The sequence below is a fragment of the Cognatiyoonia sp. IB215182 genome (assembly GCF_033963905.1).
In the GTDB taxonomy this organism is placed as follows: domain Bacteria; phylum Pseudomonadota; class Alphaproteobacteria; order Rhodobacterales; family Rhodobacteraceae; genus Yoonia.
Genome location: NZ_JAXBMB010000008.1, coordinates 133308 through 147666 on the forward strand (window position 1 = coordinate 133308; position 14359 = coordinate 147666).

General features: G+C 58.1%; 22 protein-coding genes. 13 read left to right on the top strand and 9 right to left on the bottom strand.

Annotation, left to right across the window (positions count from 1 at the left end):
* Positions 1–9: 9 nt before the first annotated feature.
* From rpsN to SLH47_RS17580, 7 genes are all read right to left on the bottom strand, one after another.
* Positions 10–315, bottom strand: coding sequence for a 30S ribosomal protein S14 (rpsN, locus tag SLH47_RS17550; protein WP_320241232.1), 306 nt, complete (start codon positions 313–315; stop codon positions 10–12).
* 20 nt (positions 316–335) lie between these two features.
* Positions 336–899: a 50S ribosomal protein L5 gene (gene rplE, locus SLH47_RS17555; RefSeq protein ID WP_320241234.1), complete on the bottom strand. Its 564-nt coding sequence runs from the start codon at positions 897–899 to the stop codon at positions 336–338.
* Positions 899–1204: a 50S ribosomal protein L24 gene (gene rplX / locus SLH47_RS17560; RefSeq protein ID WP_320241235.1), complete on the bottom strand. Its 306-nt coding sequence runs from the start codon at positions 1202–1204 to the stop codon at positions 899–901. Before rplX ends, rplE begins: the two co-directional genes overlap by 1 nt.
* Positions 1205–1206: 2 nt before the next feature.
* Positions 1207–1575 (bottom strand): 50S ribosomal protein L14, encoded by a 369-nt coding sequence (rplN, locus tag SLH47_RS17565; protein ID WP_320241237.1) that lies wholly within the window; start codon positions 1573–1575, stop codon positions 1207–1209.
* Between the two features lie 74 nt (positions 1576–1649).
* The gene (gene rpsQ / locus SLH47_RS17570) at positions 1650–1880 is read right to left on the bottom strand and encodes a 30S ribosomal protein S17 (protein ID WP_019953317.1); all 231 of its coding nucleotides are present in this window, start codon (positions 1878–1880) and stop codon (positions 1650–1652) included.
* A gap of 3 nt (positions 1881–1883) precedes the next feature.
* Entirely contained in the window at positions 1884–2090 is a 207-nt protein-coding gene (gene rpmC / locus SLH47_RS17575; protein ID WP_320241242.1) for a 50S ribosomal protein L29, read from the bottom strand.
* A 156-nt stretch (positions 2091–2246) separates the two neighbouring features.
* Complete coding sequence (locus SLH47_RS17580) at positions 2247–2816, bottom strand: hypothetical protein (RefSeq protein ID WP_320241244.1); 570 nt, start codon at positions 2814–2816, stop codon at positions 2247–2249.
* A gap of 636 nt (positions 2817–3452) precedes the next feature.
* Between SLH47_RS17580 and rplO the strand changes: the two genes are divergently transcribed.
* From rplO to rplQ, 8 genes are all read left to right on the top strand, one after another.
* Positions 3453–3926, top strand: coding sequence for a 50S ribosomal protein L15 (gene rplO, locus SLH47_RS17585; protein WP_320241246.1), 474 nt, complete (start codon positions 3453–3455; stop codon positions 3924–3926).
* 105 nt (positions 3927–4031) lie between these two features.
* Entirely contained in the window at positions 4032–5390 is a 1359-nt protein-coding gene (gene secY, locus SLH47_RS17590; protein WP_320241248.1) for a preprotein translocase subunit SecY, read from the top strand.
* Positions 5387–5965, top strand: coding sequence for an adenylate kinase (locus SLH47_RS17595; protein WP_320241250.1), 579 nt, complete (start codon positions 5387–5389; stop codon positions 5963–5965). Before secY ends, SLH47_RS17595 begins: the two co-directional genes overlap by 4 nt.
* 70 nt (positions 5966–6035) lie before the next feature.
* Positions 6036–6467, top strand: a complete 432-nt coding sequence (locus SLH47_RS17600; RefSeq protein ID WP_320241252.1) for a hypothetical protein — start codon at positions 6036–6038, stop codon at positions 6465–6467.
* A 180-nt stretch (positions 6468–6647) separates the two neighbouring features.
* A complete protein-coding gene (gene rpsM / locus SLH47_RS17605; protein ID WP_320241254.1) occupies positions 6648–7016 on the top strand; it encodes a 30S ribosomal protein S13 in 369 nt (122 codons plus the stop codon).
* A 12-nt stretch (positions 7017–7028) separates the two neighbouring features.
* Positions 7029–7418, top strand: coding sequence for a 30S ribosomal protein S11 (rpsK, locus tag SLH47_RS17610; protein ID WP_090202446.1), 390 nt, complete (start codon positions 7029–7031; stop codon positions 7416–7418).
* Positions 7419–7525: 107 nt separating this feature from the next.
* Entirely contained in the window at positions 7526–8542 is a 1017-nt protein-coding gene (locus tag SLH47_RS17615) for a DNA-directed RNA polymerase subunit alpha (RefSeq protein WP_320241257.1), read from the top strand.
* Between the two features lie 133 nt (positions 8543–8675).
* Positions 8676–9101 (top strand): 50S ribosomal protein L17, encoded by a 426-nt coding sequence (gene rplQ / locus SLH47_RS17620; protein ID WP_320241263.1) that lies wholly within the window; start codon positions 8676–8678, stop codon positions 9099–9101.
* 93 nt (positions 9102–9194) lie between these two features.
* On the opposite strand, the gene SLH47_RS17625 is transcribed toward rplQ, so the two are convergent.
* Both SLH47_RS17625 and SLH47_RS17630 read right to left on the bottom strand, forming a co-directional pair.
* Complete coding sequence (locus SLH47_RS17625) at positions 9195–9692, bottom strand: SRPBCC domain-containing protein (protein WP_320241265.1); 498 nt, start codon at positions 9690–9692, stop codon at positions 9195–9197.
* A gap of 2 nt (positions 9693–9694) precedes the next feature.
* Positions 9695–10024 (bottom strand): metalloregulator ArsR/SmtB family transcription factor, encoded by a 330-nt coding sequence (locus tag SLH47_RS17630; RefSeq protein WP_320241266.1) that lies wholly within the window; start codon positions 10022–10024, stop codon positions 9695–9697.
* A 141-nt stretch (positions 10025–10165) separates the two neighbouring features.
* Here SLH47_RS17630 and SLH47_RS17635 point away from each other — a divergent pair, with 141 nt between their 5' ends.
* The 5 genes from SLH47_RS17635 to SLH47_RS17655 are packed head-to-tail and all read left to right on the top strand — an operon-like array spanning position 10166 to position 14293.
* On the top strand, positions 10166–11473 hold the full coding sequence (locus tag SLH47_RS17635; RefSeq protein WP_320241268.1) for a replication-associated recombination protein A: 1308 nt from the start codon (positions 10166–10168) through the stop codon (positions 11471–11473).
* A 31-nt stretch (positions 11474–11504) separates the two neighbouring features.
* Positions 11505–11864, top strand: a complete 360-nt coding sequence (crcB, locus tag SLH47_RS17640) for a fluoride efflux transporter CrcB (RefSeq protein ID WP_320241270.1) — start codon at positions 11505–11507, stop codon at positions 11862–11864.
* Positions 11861–12916: an RluA family pseudouridine synthase gene (locus tag SLH47_RS17645; RefSeq protein WP_320241273.1), complete on the top strand. Its 1056-nt coding sequence runs from the start codon at positions 11861–11863 to the stop codon at positions 12914–12916. Before crcB ends, SLH47_RS17645 begins: the two co-directional genes overlap by 4 nt.
* Entirely contained in the window at positions 12909–13586 is a 678-nt protein-coding gene (locus SLH47_RS17650) for an HAD-IA family hydrolase (protein ID WP_320241274.1), read from the top strand. The genes SLH47_RS17645 and SLH47_RS17650 overlap by 8 nt, the downstream gene beginning before the upstream one ends.
* The gene (locus SLH47_RS17655) at positions 13583–14293 is read left to right on the top strand and encodes an ATP12 family chaperone protein (protein WP_320241277.1); all 711 of its coding nucleotides are present in this window, start codon (positions 13583–13585) and stop codon (positions 14291–14293) included. Before SLH47_RS17650 ends, SLH47_RS17655 begins: the two co-directional genes overlap by 4 nt.
* The last annotated feature ends 66 nt before the right edge of the window (positions 14294–14359 follow it).

Sequence of the window (14359 nt, forward strand, 5' to 3'; positions counted from 1 at the left end):
CGTATCTCCTTACCAGCTCGACTTGACCATGCCGGGGATTTCGCCGTTGGACCCAAGGTCCCGCAGCGCGATCCGGCTGATCTTCAGTTTACGGTAATAGGCGTGTGGACGCCCGGTGAGCTGGCAACGGTTGTGCAAACGTGTCGCCGAAGAGTTGCGGGGCAGTTTCGCCAATTCAAGGGATGCCTTGAACCGCTCTTCCACGGGCTTTTCACGGTCGTTGATGATGGCCTTCAGCGCTGCACGTTTCTCAGCGTATTGGGCGACCAGCTTTTCGCGCTTTTTCTCACGCGCGATCATGGATTTCTTAGCCATATCTAAATCTCCCTCACGCTTCAGCTGTTGAACGGCATGTTGAAGTGCTTCAACAGGCTCTTGGCTTCAGCGTCAGTGTTCGCTGTTGTGCAGATAACGATGTCCATGCCCCAGTTCTCATCGATCTTGTCGAAGTTGATCTCGGGGAACACCAGATGTTCCTTGATGCCGGTGGCATAGTTGCCGCGGCCATCGAAGCTCTTGCCCGACACGCCGCGGAAGTCGCGGATACGTGGCATGGCAACGGTGATCAGCCGGTCGAGGAATTCATACATCCGGTCGCCGCGCAGGGTCACTTTCGCACCCAAAGGCATGTCTTCACGTACCCGGAAACCCGCGATGGATTTCTTGGCCCGTGTCGTCATGGCCTTCTGACCAGCGATGGTTGTCAGATCTTCCTGTGCAGACTTTGCTTTCTTGCTGTCACGGACAGCCTCAGCGCCACAGCCGATGTTCAGGACGATCTTGTCCAGCTTCGGGATCTGCATGTCGTTCTTGTAACCGAACTCTTCCTTCAGCGCGGCACGGATCTTGTTCACGTACTGCGTCTTCAGGCGGGGAGTGTAGTTTGCAGCATCAAGCATCAGATCGCATCCCCTGTTGTCTTGGCGTAACGGACCTTATTGTCGCCATCCATGCGGAAGCCGACGCGGGACGCTTTGCCGTTTGCATCAACAATGGCCAGGTTCGACAGGTCGATCGGCATAGCCTTTGGCGTGCGACCACCCTGGGACTGGGCTGATTGTTTCTGGTGGCGGATGGCGATGTTGATCCCGTCAACAACAGCTTTGCCGGCCTTTGGGTCAATCGACGAAATCTCGCCCGTCTTGCCCTTGTCCTTGCCGGCCAGCACGATGACCTTGTCACCTTTGCGGAGTTTTGCAGCCATGATTACAGCACCTCCGGAGCGAGTGAGATGATCTTCATGAAGTTCTTGGCGCGCAGTTCGCGAACGACGGGCCCAAAAATCCGTGTGCCGATCGGCTCACCATTGTTGTTGAGGATAACAGCGGCGTTGCTGTCAAAACGGATGGACGTGCCGTCTTCACGACGGACTTCCTTGGCAGTGCGGACGACAACGGCCTTGCGGACGTCACCCTTTTTCACACGACCACGTGGGATGGCTTCCTTCACCGATACGACGATAATGTCACCGACACTCGCGTAACGACGATGGGACCCACCCAGAACCTTGATGCACTGAACACGGCGCGCGCCGCTATTGTCAGCAACATCCAGATTGGTTTGCATCTGGATCATTTGGTTTCTCCCGACCTTTGGGGGGCGATGCGTGCCTTGTCCCCAGGGTTTCGATTAAACCGGGTGTGACAGCCTTAGGAGGCGATCACCTCCCAGCGTTTGGTCTTCGACTTTGGCGCACATTCCTGAATGCGGACGGTGTCACCAACGTTGAATGCGTTATTCTCGTCATGTGCGCGGTACTTCTTCGACTTACGCACGGTTTTCTGAAGCAGAGGATGCTTGAAACGACGCTCGACCTGAACAGTCACAGTCTGGGCGTTTTGGTTGCTTGTGACAACCCCTTGCAGGATACGCTTAGGCATAAATTAAGCCTCCTCAGCGGCCGCACGGGCCTTTTCGTTCAGAATGGTTTTGACCTTGGCAGCATTGCGGCGGGCGGCGCGCATCGCGGCAGTATTCTCAAGCTGACCAGTGGCCTGCTGGAAACGCAGGTTAAAGGCCTCTTTCTTCAGATTGACCAACTCTTCACGGAGCTGATCGGGCGTCTTCGCCCGCAGTTCATTGGCGTCCATCGGACGACTCCTTTTTTCAACATCACCGGCAGGCCGCGCCTAGCGTCACCCGATTCCCGGTGGAGTGGGTGTAGAAGAGGGCCGTATAGGGGGGTGGGGAGAGGTTGGCAAGGGGTAGTCTGCTAATTCCGAACGTGTTCCAAAAAAAGGCGCAATCTAGGGGTCGTAAGGTCGATGTGCTTCCAGTAGGCCGATGTTGATCCAGTCGGTCGTAAGTTCATCCACCACTTCTGGCTTCGCACCCAAAGCCGAGCAATCAACAACGTCTATTGTGATGGAGAGACGAAACCAGTCATCTTCGTCTCCTGCAGGAAGCAAGTCGCCAAGAATAAAGCCCTCCTCGGTGACCCTCGTGCCAGCCTGAACACTTACTACTCTCTTGGGTTCAGGCATTTGCGATGAACCAAGTTCAGCAAAGCTGTCACCAGCGGCTAGATAAGGTTGGTTGTCAGAAGTGCGAATGACGTGAGTGGCCAAGCCTGATGAAGCCCCGCTTGTTCCTTGATCAGACTGCATCAGGCAAATCTCGTCGCTCGTTTCGTTCGAGACTTCATAGGTATACATCAAATCGAAGCCACCTACCCAATTGGCCGATGTGATTACCAACTGCGGGTCGCTGTCATAACCTGGTCCTTCTGTTACGTTTTGATCAGTTTCAATTTGCGCAGTGCATGCAGCTGCGAAGACGCCGAAAAACAATTGCACGGATATGCTTTGAAAGCTCATTTTGCTCAACTCATTCAAACAAAGTGATAGGATCAAATCAGAATGTAGGTCATTGCGGTATTGGACGGAAAGACGAATTCAACAGGTGAATTCATACGATCCCGCCCGGCGGCATCGCCGGGCGGCGCCCGACCTCCCCCCGGAGGACGCTTTGCAACGTCACAAACAGCACAACGTCACCGCCTCTGGCACCGTCACTAACAACACGACCCATCCAAACGCCCTCCAGGTCGGGCGTTGCCCTCAGCGCTCTGGTCCCAACGCAGTCCCGGACTTGATCCGGGACCTCTTGCCTAGCATCGCGCCCGTCCGGGGCTCCGCCCGTTCGACCCTCAATCGCTCCACTGGAGCGATTGCAAGACGGGTCTCACCCTCAGCACTCAGGTCCCAGCGCAGTCCCGGACTTGATCCGGGACCTCCAACACAGTCATCCGTACAGTACATCCCGTACGTACAGGATATGTACAGCTTCTGTTCGGGTTCTGTACGCGGATTTCCTGCCCCAAAGTCCCCTCTTGATCCGTTCCCGCCGCCCGTCTATACGCCGCTGGTCGGCCCGAAAACCGATTCATATTGTAACGCCGTGTTTGGCCGCTCCCGTCGCTGGGGGCCAATTCCGGCACAAGGAGAAGCGACATGAAACTGCACGAACTATCCGACAACGAAGGCGCTACCACGCGCAAGAAACGCATCGGCCGTGGTCCGGGCTCCGGCAAAGGTAAGACCGGTGGCCGTGGTATCAAAGGTCAGAAGTCACGCTCCGGTGTGGCGATCAAGGGCTATGAAGGCGGCCAGATGCCGCTTTACCAACGCTTGCCAAAGCGCGGCTTCAACAAGCCCAACCGCAAGGCATTTGCCGTTGTAAATCTGGGGCTTATCCAGAAATTCATCGACGAAGGCAAGCTCGACGCCAAGGCTGACATTACTGAGGACGCGCTGGTCGCTTCCGGTCTGGTCCGCCGCAAAAAGGACGGCATCCGCGTGCTGGCCAAGGGCGATTTCAAAGCCAAGGCCAACATCACTGTCACCGGCGCCTCCAAAGGTGCGGTCGAGGCTGTGTCGAAAGCGGGCGGCTCACTCACCGTCACAACTCTGGCAGCGGCAGAGTAACACCTTGTGAGCGACAGGCCTGTCGCTTACATACCCACCCAAGTGTTCCCAGACGCCGCTGACCGGGAAACCGATCCGCGGCGTTTCATGTAAAAAGAGACCCATATGGCTTCTGCAGCAGAGCAAATGGCCGCCAATGTCAGTTGGAGCGCCTTTGGCAAAGCAACTGAACTGCGCCAGCGCATCCTCTTCACCATCGGCCTTCTGATCATCTACCGTCTTGGGACATTCATTCCCGTTCCCGGTATCGATGGGGTTGCCCTGCAGCAATTCATGGAAGACGCGCAAGCGGGGATCGGTGGCATCCTGTCGATGTTCACCGGCGGCGCGCTGTCCCGAATGGCGATCTTTACGCTGGGGATCATGCCTTACATCTCGGCCTCGATTGTAATGCAGCTGATGGGGTCCATGTGGGAGCCGCTGAAGGCGCTGAAGAAAGAAGGCGAAGCAGGGCGGCGCAAGCTGAACCAATACACGCGCTACGGGACGGTCGTGCTCGCCACGGCACAGTCTTATGGCCTTGCTATCAGTCTTGAGGCGGGTGGCCTTGCCGCTGATCCCGGTTTCTTCTTCCAAGCATCCACCGTTATTACCATCGTGGGCGGCTGTATGTTCCTGATGTGGCTGGGTGAGCAGATCACCGCGCGTGGGATCGGCAACGGCATATCGCTGATCATCTTCGTGGGCATCATCGCCGAAATCCCCGCCGCTTTGGCACAATTCCTGAGCCAGGGCCGCTCCGGCGCGATCAGCCCCGCCGTGGTCATTGGCATTATCGTGATGCTTGCCGTCGTGCTGACCTTTGTGGTCTTCATGGAGCGCAGCCTGCGCAAGATCCACATCCAGTATCCGCGTCAGCAACGCGGCATGAAGGTCTATGACGGCTCAACAAGCCACCTGCCGATCAAGGTGAACCCCGCCGGCGTGATCCCCGCGATCTTTGCCTCGGCGCTTCTGTTGTTGCCGACGACGATCAGCACGTTCAGCGGTGGCTCGTCTGGCCCTGTCATGTCGACGATCCTGGCGCTCTTTGGACCCGGCCAGCCGCTTTATCTGATCTTCTTCGGCGGGATGATCATCTTTTTCACCTACTTCTACACGCGCGAAGTGGCGTTCAAGACTGAGGATGTGGCTGAGAACCTGAAAAACCAGAACGGCTTTATCCCCGGCATCCGTCCCGGCAAGAAGACCGAGGAATACCTCGATTACGTGGTAACCCGCGTGCTGGTTTTGGGCTCCGGATACCTCGCCTTGGTGGCGCTTCTGCCTGAGATTATTCGCGCCGAACTGGCCATTCCGTTCTACTTTGGCGGTACATCGATCCTGATTATTGTGTCAGTGGGTATGGACACGATCCAACAAATCCAGTCTCATCTGGTGGCACATCAATACGAAGGCCTGATTGAGAAGTCTCAATTGCGTGGCAAGCGTAATGGAAAACGTAAAGGGCCATCGCGTCGATGAATATCATATTGCTGGGCCCGCCAGGGGCGGGGAAGGGGACCCAAGCACAAAGGCTTGTGGCTGAGCGTAACATGGTGCAGCTCAGCACCGGTGATATGCTGCGGGCCGCCCGCACAAGCGGCACCGAAATGGGCAAGATGGTGGCCGAGGTCATGGACCGTGGCGACCTTGTGACAGATGAGATCGTGATCGGTCTGATCCGCGAAAAACTGGAAGCCGATGATGGGGCCAGCGGTTACATCTTTGACGGTTTTCCACGCACATTGGCCCAAGCTGACGCGCTGGGCCGCTTGCTTGTCGATATGGGTGAAAACCTTGATGCGGTGATTGAACTGCAAGTCGAAGATGACGTCTTGGTGGAACGCATCGTTGGTCGTGCGAAAGAGGCGGAGGCGGCAGGGCAACCTGTGCGTGCTGACGACAATGAAGAAAGCCTGCGCACGCGTCTGATGGCGTATTACAAGCAGACCAGTCCTCTGGTGGGGTACTACTATGCCAAGGGTGATCTGAAATCCGTGGATGGTCTTGCCAGCATGGACGACGTGGCTAAGAGCATTGCGGACGCGCTCGCTTAAACATCGGACACCGGACACAGCATGGCAGCTATTGGTTGGCTGTGAAATCGGCGCCTACACCCTGAGTAACGTGAAGGACTGGGCTGCGACCCAGCTCGCTGACTGCGATGTACAAGATGAATTGGTCTTGCTCAGTGACTTGACGCACCTGAACGATTTGGCTGATGTCAGGTACCGCCGCGATAACCCCTTGCTGCGTCTGGTGCACATTCGATATCCTAACCATCGTCCAGAAGGCGCGGAGGTTGCCGAATATGCAAAGCAGATTTGGCTTGAAGCACTGCAACAGTATCTGGAAGGCGTAGGCGAACCGGACGACATTTCTAGCCTGGTTGGTTGGATTGAGGTGCGTTGCGACTATCCGAAATGGCTGGGCAATATGTATGATGCTTTCGACGGGGCTCCAAATGATCGGTCGCTGAGTCCTCAGATTGAGGATGAGGCGCGCGCCATTTTGGAAACGTATTCAGTTATGACGCAGGCTGCGGATGATGCTACTTGACGCCCCGCAGCAACGCTCCTAAGTAACGCCATCTCGAAAGAGAATCATTTTGTGGCAAGGGGTCGCGCCCCGCTTCCACAGACCACCTGATATGACGCAGCCCGGCGCCGAATGGTCCGGGCTTCCGTTGTGAAAAAAGGGTCTGGAACTACGGACCCGCAACGAAAAGGAATTGCACACGTGGCACGTATCGCCGGCGTAAACATACCCAGCGGCAAGCGGGTACCTATCGCCCTGACCTACATCACCGGTATCGGCCCTGCGAAGGCAGCCGAAATCTGCGAAGCAACCAAAATCGACACTGCCCGCCGGGTCAATGACCTTTCGGATGCCGAAGTGCTTTCGATCCGTGAATATATCGACGCGAACCTCACCGTTGAAGGTGACCTGCGCCGTGAAGTCACCATGAACGTCAAGCGCCTGATGGACCTTGGCTGCTATCGCGGTCTGCGCCATCGCCGTAACCTGCCGGTTCGTGGCCAGCGCACATCCACCAACGCACGCACCCGCAAAGGCCCCGCAAAGGCCATTGCCGGTAAGAAGAAATAAGGAGGCTTACCCATGGCACGCGATACCAAACGCACCAAAAAGAAGGTCTCCAAGAACATCGCCGCTGGCGTGGCGCATGTGAACTCTTCTTTCAACAACACCAAAATCCTGATCTCTGACGTGCAGGGCAACGCGATCTCGTGGTCGTCGGCTGGCACGATGGGTTTCAAGGGGTCGCGGAAATCGACACCTTATGCCGCCCAGATGGCCGCTGAAGATGCAGGCCGTAAGGCGCAAGACCACGGCGTGAAAACGCTGGAAGTTGAGGTGCAGGGCCCAGGGTCGGGCCGTGAAAGTGCACTGCGCGCTTTGGCTGCTGTCGGCTTCAACATCACCTCAATCCGTGATGTGACCCCGATGGCCCATAACGGCTGCCGCCCACCCAAGCGCCGCCGCGTTTAATCATTAAAGCATGCTGGGGCCCCGTGTGATTTCGCGCGGCCCCAAACCGTCATTTTAACCTCGGGCGTTTGCCTTTTGATCATGAGGCAAACAGGAATGGAGGGACTATGATCCACAAGAACTGGGCAGAGTTGATCAAACCAACTCAACTAGAGGTAAAGCCGGGCAACGACCCGATGCGGCAGGCAACCGTTGTGGCCGAACCGTTGGAGCGTGGCTTTGGTCTGACGCTGGGCAATGCCCTGCGCCGTATTCTGATGTCGTCGCTGCAGGGCGCCGCCATTACTGCCGTGCAGATCGACAATGTGCTGCACGAGTTTTCCAGCGTCTCCGGTGTACGTGAAGACGTCACCGATATCGTGCTGAACCTCAAGGGCGTCGCGATCCGCATGGAAGTCGAAGGCCCCAAGCGCCTGAGCGTTCAGGCCAAAGGCCCCGGTGTCGTGACGGCTGCCGATATCTCTGAGACCGCAGGCATCGAGATCCTCAACAAGGATCACGTTCTTTGTCACCTGGATGACGGCGCCGACCTCTACATGGAACTGACTGTCAATACCGGTAAGGGCTACGTGTCGGCTGACAAGAACAAGCCGGAAGATGCGCCAATTGGCATGATGTCGATCGACGCCATCTATTCGCCGGTCAAAAAGGTGTCTTACGACGTGCAGCCCACCCGCGAAGGGCAGGTGCTCGACTATGACAAGCTGACCATGAAGGTGGAAACCGATGGCTCGCTGACACCTGACGATGCAGTCGCCTATGCGGCCCGCATCCTGCAGGACCAGCTGTCGATCTTCGTCAACTTCGACGAGCCTGAATCAGCAACTGCCGGTGCCGATGATGACGGTCTGGAGTTCAACCCGCTGCTTCTGAAGAAAGTGGACGAGCTGGAACTGTCCGTCCGCTCCGCAAACTGCCTGAAGAACGACAATATCGTGTATATTGGCGATCTGATCCAGAAGACCGAAGCGGAAATGCTGCGCACACCGAACTTTGGCCGCAAGTCCTTGAACGAGATCAAGGAAGTGCTGTCAGGCATGGGCCTTCACCTTGGCATGGATGTCGAGGATTGGCCGCCAGACAATATCGAGGATCTGGCGAAGAAATTCGAAGATCAGTTCTAAGAATCTGGGCGGGCCTTCCGGCCCGCCCGCAAATGCCCGCATCAGGCGGGGAACATAGGGCAATCCTGCCCCAAGGAGAGTGGGGGACACGCATCCCCTGCCAGACAAAGCATAAAGACTTAGGAGAACGAAAATGCGTCACGCAAGAGGCTACCGCCGCCTGAACCGCACCCATGAGCACCGCAAGGCGCTCTTTGCGAATATGGCAGGCTCGCTCATCGAACATGAGCAAATCAAGACAACGCTGCCCAAGGCCAAGGAATTGCGCCGGGTTGTCGAAAAGCTGGTCACACTGGGCAAACGCGGCGATCTGCATGCGCGCCGTCAGGCGGCTGCTCAGTTGAAACAGGACAAAGACGTCGCGAAACTCTTCGACGTGATCGGCCCACGCTATGCCGACCGTCAAGGCGGCTATGTCCGCGTCATGAAAGCGGGTTTCCGCTATGGCGACATGGCCCCGATGGCGATCATCGAGTTCGTGGATCGCGATGTGGATGCCAAAGGTGCTGCTGACAAGGCACGCCTAGAGGCCGAAGAAGCTGCAGAAGCGGACGAATAATCCGCACCGAAAAATCTCATTCAAAGGGCTGCGCATAACCATGCGCAGCCCTTGTGTTTTGTTAGGCCCCTAGTAACGGCGCAGCAACGCTCTTTACTCTTCGGCTTGCGCCACGGATGCCACCAAATCAGCAAGCTTGTCGAAGGCTTGCGTCCAGCCACCTGCACCTGGCGATCCTTCAGGCACCCCAACGTGGACCATGGTCATTTGGGTCCGTCCGCCCATATCGCGTAACTCCACAATCACCTCGGTGATGTCGGGAAAACCATCGGGCATACCCATCGCTTGCGGTGATAGGATATTGCCGTCCGCATCACACATGCTTTCGGTGTAAACGAGCCGGTGCGGGGCGTTGATCTCTTTATAGACACCGGTGAACCACATTGATCTTGCGGGGTCCGCGCCCTGCATCAACATGGAAACCTTGCGCGTCCCGCCAATGGTCACATCCATCTCGGCTGTCGGGACGGACATGCCATTTGGCCCGTACCATTTGCGAAACATCTCCGGATCGGTCCACATTTTCCAAACCATATCGATTGGTGCGTCAAACTCGCGTTCGATACGCACCCACTTTTGTTCGTCACTCATGATTATTGATCCTTCAATTCGGTTAGCAACTTGCTCATCGTGTCAAATCTGGTGTCCCAGATCGGTCGGTAGGTTTCGGTCCAATCGGCAATCGCGGCGATTGGGCCCACATCCAGGGTGCAGCGGCGAAATTGTGCGTCTTTCTCGCGCTGGATCAGCCCTGCCTTTTCCAACACGCGGATATGCTTTGATACGGCTGGAAGCGACATCTCAAACGGCTCTGCGAGTGTATTCACCGTCGCCGTGCCCTGCGCGAGCCGCTGCAGGATGGCGCGGCGCGCCGGGTGGGCGAGGGCCGAGAAGGCCGCGTCAAGGGATTCGTCGCTGGTCATAGGATCAGTATTAAACATATCAGTTAATTAAACAACTGGTTTAATGCTGCTTGATCCTCGGCACCCCTTGCCACTTGTTTTCAGCAGACATCCTTTGCCTGGTTCCAAAATCACCCGGCATGCGTCAAGCTGTGCGTTGCCATGGCTGATCTGTTTGACACCGCTCCCGTCACCGATGACGCGCCACGCCCCTTGGCGGATCGGTTGCGCCCGACGAAGCTGTCGGGTGTGATCGGGCAGGACCAAGTGCTGGGGCCGGACGGGCCTTTGGGGACGATGCTGTCCTCCGGTTCCCTGTCATCGCTGATCTTCTGGGGCCCGCCGGGTGTGGGCAAGACGACGATTGCCCGGCTTCTGGCAGACGAGACTGACCTGCATTTCGTGCAGATCAGTGCGATTTTCACCGGTGTGCCGGAACTGCGTAAGGTGTTCGAGGCTGCCAAGCTGCGGCGGCAGAACGGCAAGGGCACGCTCTTGTTCGTTGACGAGATCCATCGTTTCAACAAGGCACAGCAGGACGGGTTTCTGCCCCATATGGAAGACGGGACCATCCTGCTTGTCGGGGCGACGACCGAGAATCCGAGTTTCGAGCTGAATGCCGCTGTGCTGAGCCGGGCGCAGGTTTTCATCCTCAAACGGCTCGATCTGAAAGACCTCGAACTACTTGCTCAGCGGGCGGAGAAAGAGCTGGGCAAGGCATTGCCACTCGATGGACCTGCGCGCGAGGCACTGCTTGAGATGGCCGATGGCGACGGGCGCGCGCTTTTGAACCTGATTGAGCAGGTCAGCGCGTGGCAGGTGGATGCCAAACTAACCACCGATGACCTGACCAAACGGCTGATGAAACGCGCGGTCAAATACGACAAATCGGGCGATGAACATTACAACCTGATCAGCGCGCTGCACAAATCGGTGCGTGGGTCGGATCCGGATGCGTCACTTTACTGGTTCGCGCGGATGCTGGCGGGTGGAGAGGACCCAAGGTTCCTCGCCCGACGCATCACCCGCATGGCTGTCGAGGATATCGGTCTCGCCGATCCGCAGGCGCAGGCGGTCTGCCTGCAGGCTTGGGAAACGTATGAGCGCTTGGGGTCGCCCGAGGGCGAGTTGGCGCTGGCGCAGGCCTTGGTCTATCTCGCCCTCGCCCCGAAATCGAACGCGACTTATGTGGCCTATAAGGGTGCGATGAAGGCCGCGAAGCAGACTGGGTCAGAGCCGCCGCCGGCCCATATCCTGAACGCGCCAACCAATCTGATGAAGGAACAGGGGTTCGGGGCGGGCTATGCCTATGACCATGATGCTGAGGATGCGTTTTCGGGGCAGAACTACTTCCCGGACGGCATGAAGCGCGGGGTTTATTACACGCCCGTTGATCGCGGCTTTGAGCGTGAGTTGAAGAAACGCGTTGAGTATTTCGCGGGGCTGCGTGCCAAGCGGGCGAAGAATTGACATCGCGCGCGCAAACCGCCAAGGGACCCGCATGATGACACCTGTGATTTCCGTGGCACTTGGGGGCGCGTTGGGCGCTGTGGGGCGCTATGCCGTGGGGGCCGTCGTGGCCTTTCCGGTGGGCACTTTGACGGTGAACGTCGTCGGCTCTTTCCTGATCGGTGTGGTCTGGATTGTATTTGCCGCGCGCGGTCTGCAGCAATGGTTGCCCTTTGTGATGACTGGAATCCTCGGCGGGTTTACAACGTTTTCGGCATTTTCGCTTGATACGCTGCGGTTGGTCGAGGCGGGGCGGATGGGCGCCGCGGGCGCTTATGTCCTCGCTTCGGTTTTGTTGTCTCTTTTGGGCTGTGCTGCTGGCCTGTGGATCGCCAAAGGAGTGACGGCATGAGCGGCGTGCAGACACGGATGGTTGGCCCAGATGACGGAGATCAGCGGGTGGATCGGTATCTGCGCCGCCTGTTCCCGCACCTGACGCAGGGCCGGATCGAGAAGATGTGCCGCAAGGGGGAGTTGCGGGTGGATGGTGGTCGGGTCAAACCGAATACGAGGTTGGAAGAGGGGCAGAAGGTCCGCATTCCGCCTTTGCCCTCGGTCGAGGAAGCTGACGCGGCGCGCGCCTTGGCCCGGCAAGGGGTCAGCAAGGCGGATGCGAAGCTGATCCAGTCCTGCGTGATCTACCGCGACGACCATATCATCGCGATCAACAAACCGCCGGGTCTTGCGACGCAGGGCGGGTCTAAGACGACGCGTCATGTGGATGGCATGGCCGAGGCGCTAACCTTCGGCTATGACGAGAAGCCCCGGCTGGTGCATCGGCTCGACAAGGATACCTCCGGCGTGCTGCTGCTGGCGCGGACCCGGTTGATGGCCAAGCAATTGACCGAGAACCTCAAACATCGGGAGACGCGCAAGATCTACTGGGCCGCTGTCGCTGGCGTGCCGCATCCGAAGGCGGGTACGATCAAATACGGGCTGGTCAAGGCACCGGGCCACGGGCGTGGTGGCGAGAACGAAAAGATGCGCTGCGTGCATCCGCGCGACGTCGACAGCGTGGAGGGCGCGAAGCGCGCGATCAGCGATTACGCGGTGATGGACCAGCTTGCCAGCCGCGCGGCATGGTGCGCGCTGGTCCCGATCACGGGCCGGACGCATCAATTGCGGGCGCATATGGCCGAGATCGGGCATCCGATTATTGGTGACGGCAAATATGGCGGCTCGTCTCAGGAAAATCTCGGCGATGGCTGGGGTGCCGGGATGGGTGAAGAGATCGGGCGCAAGATGCATTTGCATGCCCGCAGCCTGACGATTGAGCATCCTGTGACCAAGGCAACGCTGCATCTCACTGCCCCCTTACCCGACCACATGCAGCACACCTGGGATTTTGTCGGCTGGGTGGTCGAACACGCGCCCGTCGATCCGTTCAATATGCCTGATGAGTGAGTTGCGGCTGGTCATTTTCGACGTCGATGGCACGCTGGTCGACAGCCAGGTGATGATCTTTGAGGCGTTCACGCATGCCTACAAGCAGGTCGGCCTGCCGGTGCCGGATCGGGCGACGGCGCTCAGCTATGTGGGCATGTCGCTCGAGACGATCTTTCCGCAGCTTTCGCCCGAGGCCGACGCCGCCACGCATGCAGCACTCACGCAAGGCTACCGCGACGCCTATTTCCACATTCGCCAAACGCAAGGCAGCAATGCAACCTCGCCGTTTTTCCCCGGAGCGCGGGGCGTGCTGGAGCAGCTTCGTGCGCAGGACTGGACACTTATGGCTGTTGCAACCGGCAAGTCCACGCGCGGCCTTGATAAACTGCTCGAGGGCCACGGGTTGGGGGGATACTTTGTGAGCCTTCAGACGGCCGATGATCACCCCTCCAAGCCAAGCCCGTCGATGATCAACGCGATCCTTTCGGAAACCGGGGTGTCACGGGACCGCGCTGTCATGGTGGGCGACACGACATTTGACATGGACATGGCCCGCGCGGCGGGGATCAAGACGATTGGTGTGAGCTGGGGTTATCACCCTGCTGACCAATTACAGGCTGACCGGATGATACGCGCCTTTGCGGCCTTGCCGCAGGCCATTGACGATCTGATAGGACTCCAAGGATGAGCGACTGGAAACCGAAACGCTTCTGGAAAACGGTACAGGCCACGGAATGTGCAGGTGGCTACACCGTGCTGCTCGATACAAAATCGGTCAAAACACCTGCCAAGGCCGACCTGATCGTGCCCACCCAGGCCATGGCCGAAGCGATTGCCGCGGAGTGGAAGGCGCAGGAAGAGGTGCTTGACCCTGGCACAATGCCCGTCACACGGGGCGCCAACGCGGCCATCGACAAGGTGCGCGTCCAACGGGCTGAGGTGGCGGCACTCTTGGCCGAATATGGCGATAGCGATCTCTTATGTTACCGCGCGGCGGGGCCTGATGCTCTGATCCAGCAACAGGCCGAAGGGTGGGAGCCGATGCTCGACTGGGCCGCCAACACACTCGGTGCCCGACTATTTGTGGGGGAAGGGGTGATGCATGTGCCACAGACCTCTGATGCGCTGGCAAAGTTGCGCGCGGAACTTGACGCTTTCGACGATTTCGCGCTGGCGGCGGTGCATGATCTGGTCAGCCTCTCCGGCTCCCTGATCCTCGCCCTTGCCGTGACAAAAAAGGCGGTCACGGTTGAAGATGCATGGGCCCTTTCGCGCATTGATGAGCATTGGCAGATCGCGCAATGGGGCGAGGATGAAGAGGCCACAAAGGCCGAGGCGATCAAGCGCGCGGCCTTTTTTGACGCCGCTCGCTTCTACGCGCTTTCGCTTGCGTAAGTGAAACAGTGCGTTTCTCAGCAATCCGCGACAAAACCGCCTGTTTCGAGGGCATTTGCACGGAGA

Coding starts and splice junctions, on each gene's coding strand:
- secY (WP_320241248.1), top strand. CDS start 4,032: ATGGCTTCTGCAGCAGAGCAAATGGCCGCCAATGTCAGTTGGAGCGCC.
- rplX (WP_320241235.1), bottom strand. CDS start 1,204: ATGGCTGCAAAACTCCGCAAAGGTGACAAGGTCATCGTGCTGGCCGGC.
- SLH47_RS17625 (WP_320241265.1), bottom strand. CDS start 9,692: ATGAGTGACGAACAAAAGTGGGTGCGTATCGAACGCGAGTTTGACGCA.
- SLH47_RS17615 (WP_320241257.1), top strand. CDS start 7,526: ATGATCCACAAGAACTGGGCAGAGTTGATCAAACCAACTCAACTAGAG.
- SLH47_RS17650 (WP_320241274.1), top strand. CDS start 12,909: ATGAGTGAGTTGCGGCTGGTCATTTTCGACGTCGATGGCACGCTGGTC.
- rplN (WP_320241237.1), bottom strand. CDS start 1,575: ATGATCCAGATGCAAACCAATCTGGATGTTGCTGACAATAGCGGCGCG.
- SLH47_RS17580 (WP_320241244.1), bottom strand. CDS start 2,816: ATGAGCTTTCAAAGCATATCCGTGCAATTGTTTTTCGGCGTCTTCGCA.
- rpmC (WP_320241242.1), bottom strand. CDS start 2,090: ATGGACGCCAATGAACTGCGGGCGAAGACGCCCGATCAGCTCCGTGAA.
- rpsK (WP_090202446.1), top strand. CDS start 7,029: ATGGCACGCGATACCAAACGCACCAAAAAGAAGGTCTCCAAGAACATC.
- SLH47_RS17645 (WP_320241273.1), top strand. CDS start 11,861: ATGAGCGGCGTGCAGACACGGATGGTTGGCCCAGATGACGGAGATCAG.
- SLH47_RS17630 (WP_320241266.1), bottom strand. CDS start 10,024: ATGACCAGCGACGAATCCCTTGACGCGGCCTTCTCGGCCCTCGCCCAC.
- rplO (WP_320241246.1), top strand. CDS start 3,453: ATGAAACTGCACGAACTATCCGACAACGAAGGCGCTACCACGCGCAAG.
- rpsQ (WP_019953317.1), bottom strand. CDS start 1,880: ATGCCTAAGCGTATCCTGCAAGGGGTTGTCACAAGCAACCAAAACGCC.
- rplE (WP_320241234.1), bottom strand. CDS start 899: ATGCTTGATGCTGCAAACTACACTCCCCGCCTGAAGACGCAGTACGTG.
- crcB (WP_320241270.1), top strand. CDS start 11,505: ATGATGACACCTGTGATTTCCGTGGCACTTGGGGGCGCGTTGGGCGCT.
- SLH47_RS17635 (WP_320241268.1), top strand. CDS start 10,166: ATGGCTGATCTGTTTGACACCGCTCCCGTCACCGATGACGCGCCACGC.
- SLH47_RS17595 (WP_320241250.1), top strand. CDS start 5,387: ATGAATATCATATTGCTGGGCCCGCCAGGGGCGGGGAAGGGGACCCAA.
- rpsN (WP_320241232.1), bottom strand. CDS start 315: ATGGCTAAGAAATCCATGATCGCGCGTGAGAAAAAGCGCGAAAAGCTG.
- rplQ (WP_320241263.1), top strand. CDS start 8,676: ATGCGTCACGCAAGAGGCTACCGCCGCCTGAACCGCACCCATGAGCAC.
- SLH47_RS17655 (WP_320241277.1), top strand. CDS start 13,583: ATGAGCGACTGGAAACCGAAACGCTTCTGGAAAACGGTACAGGCCACG.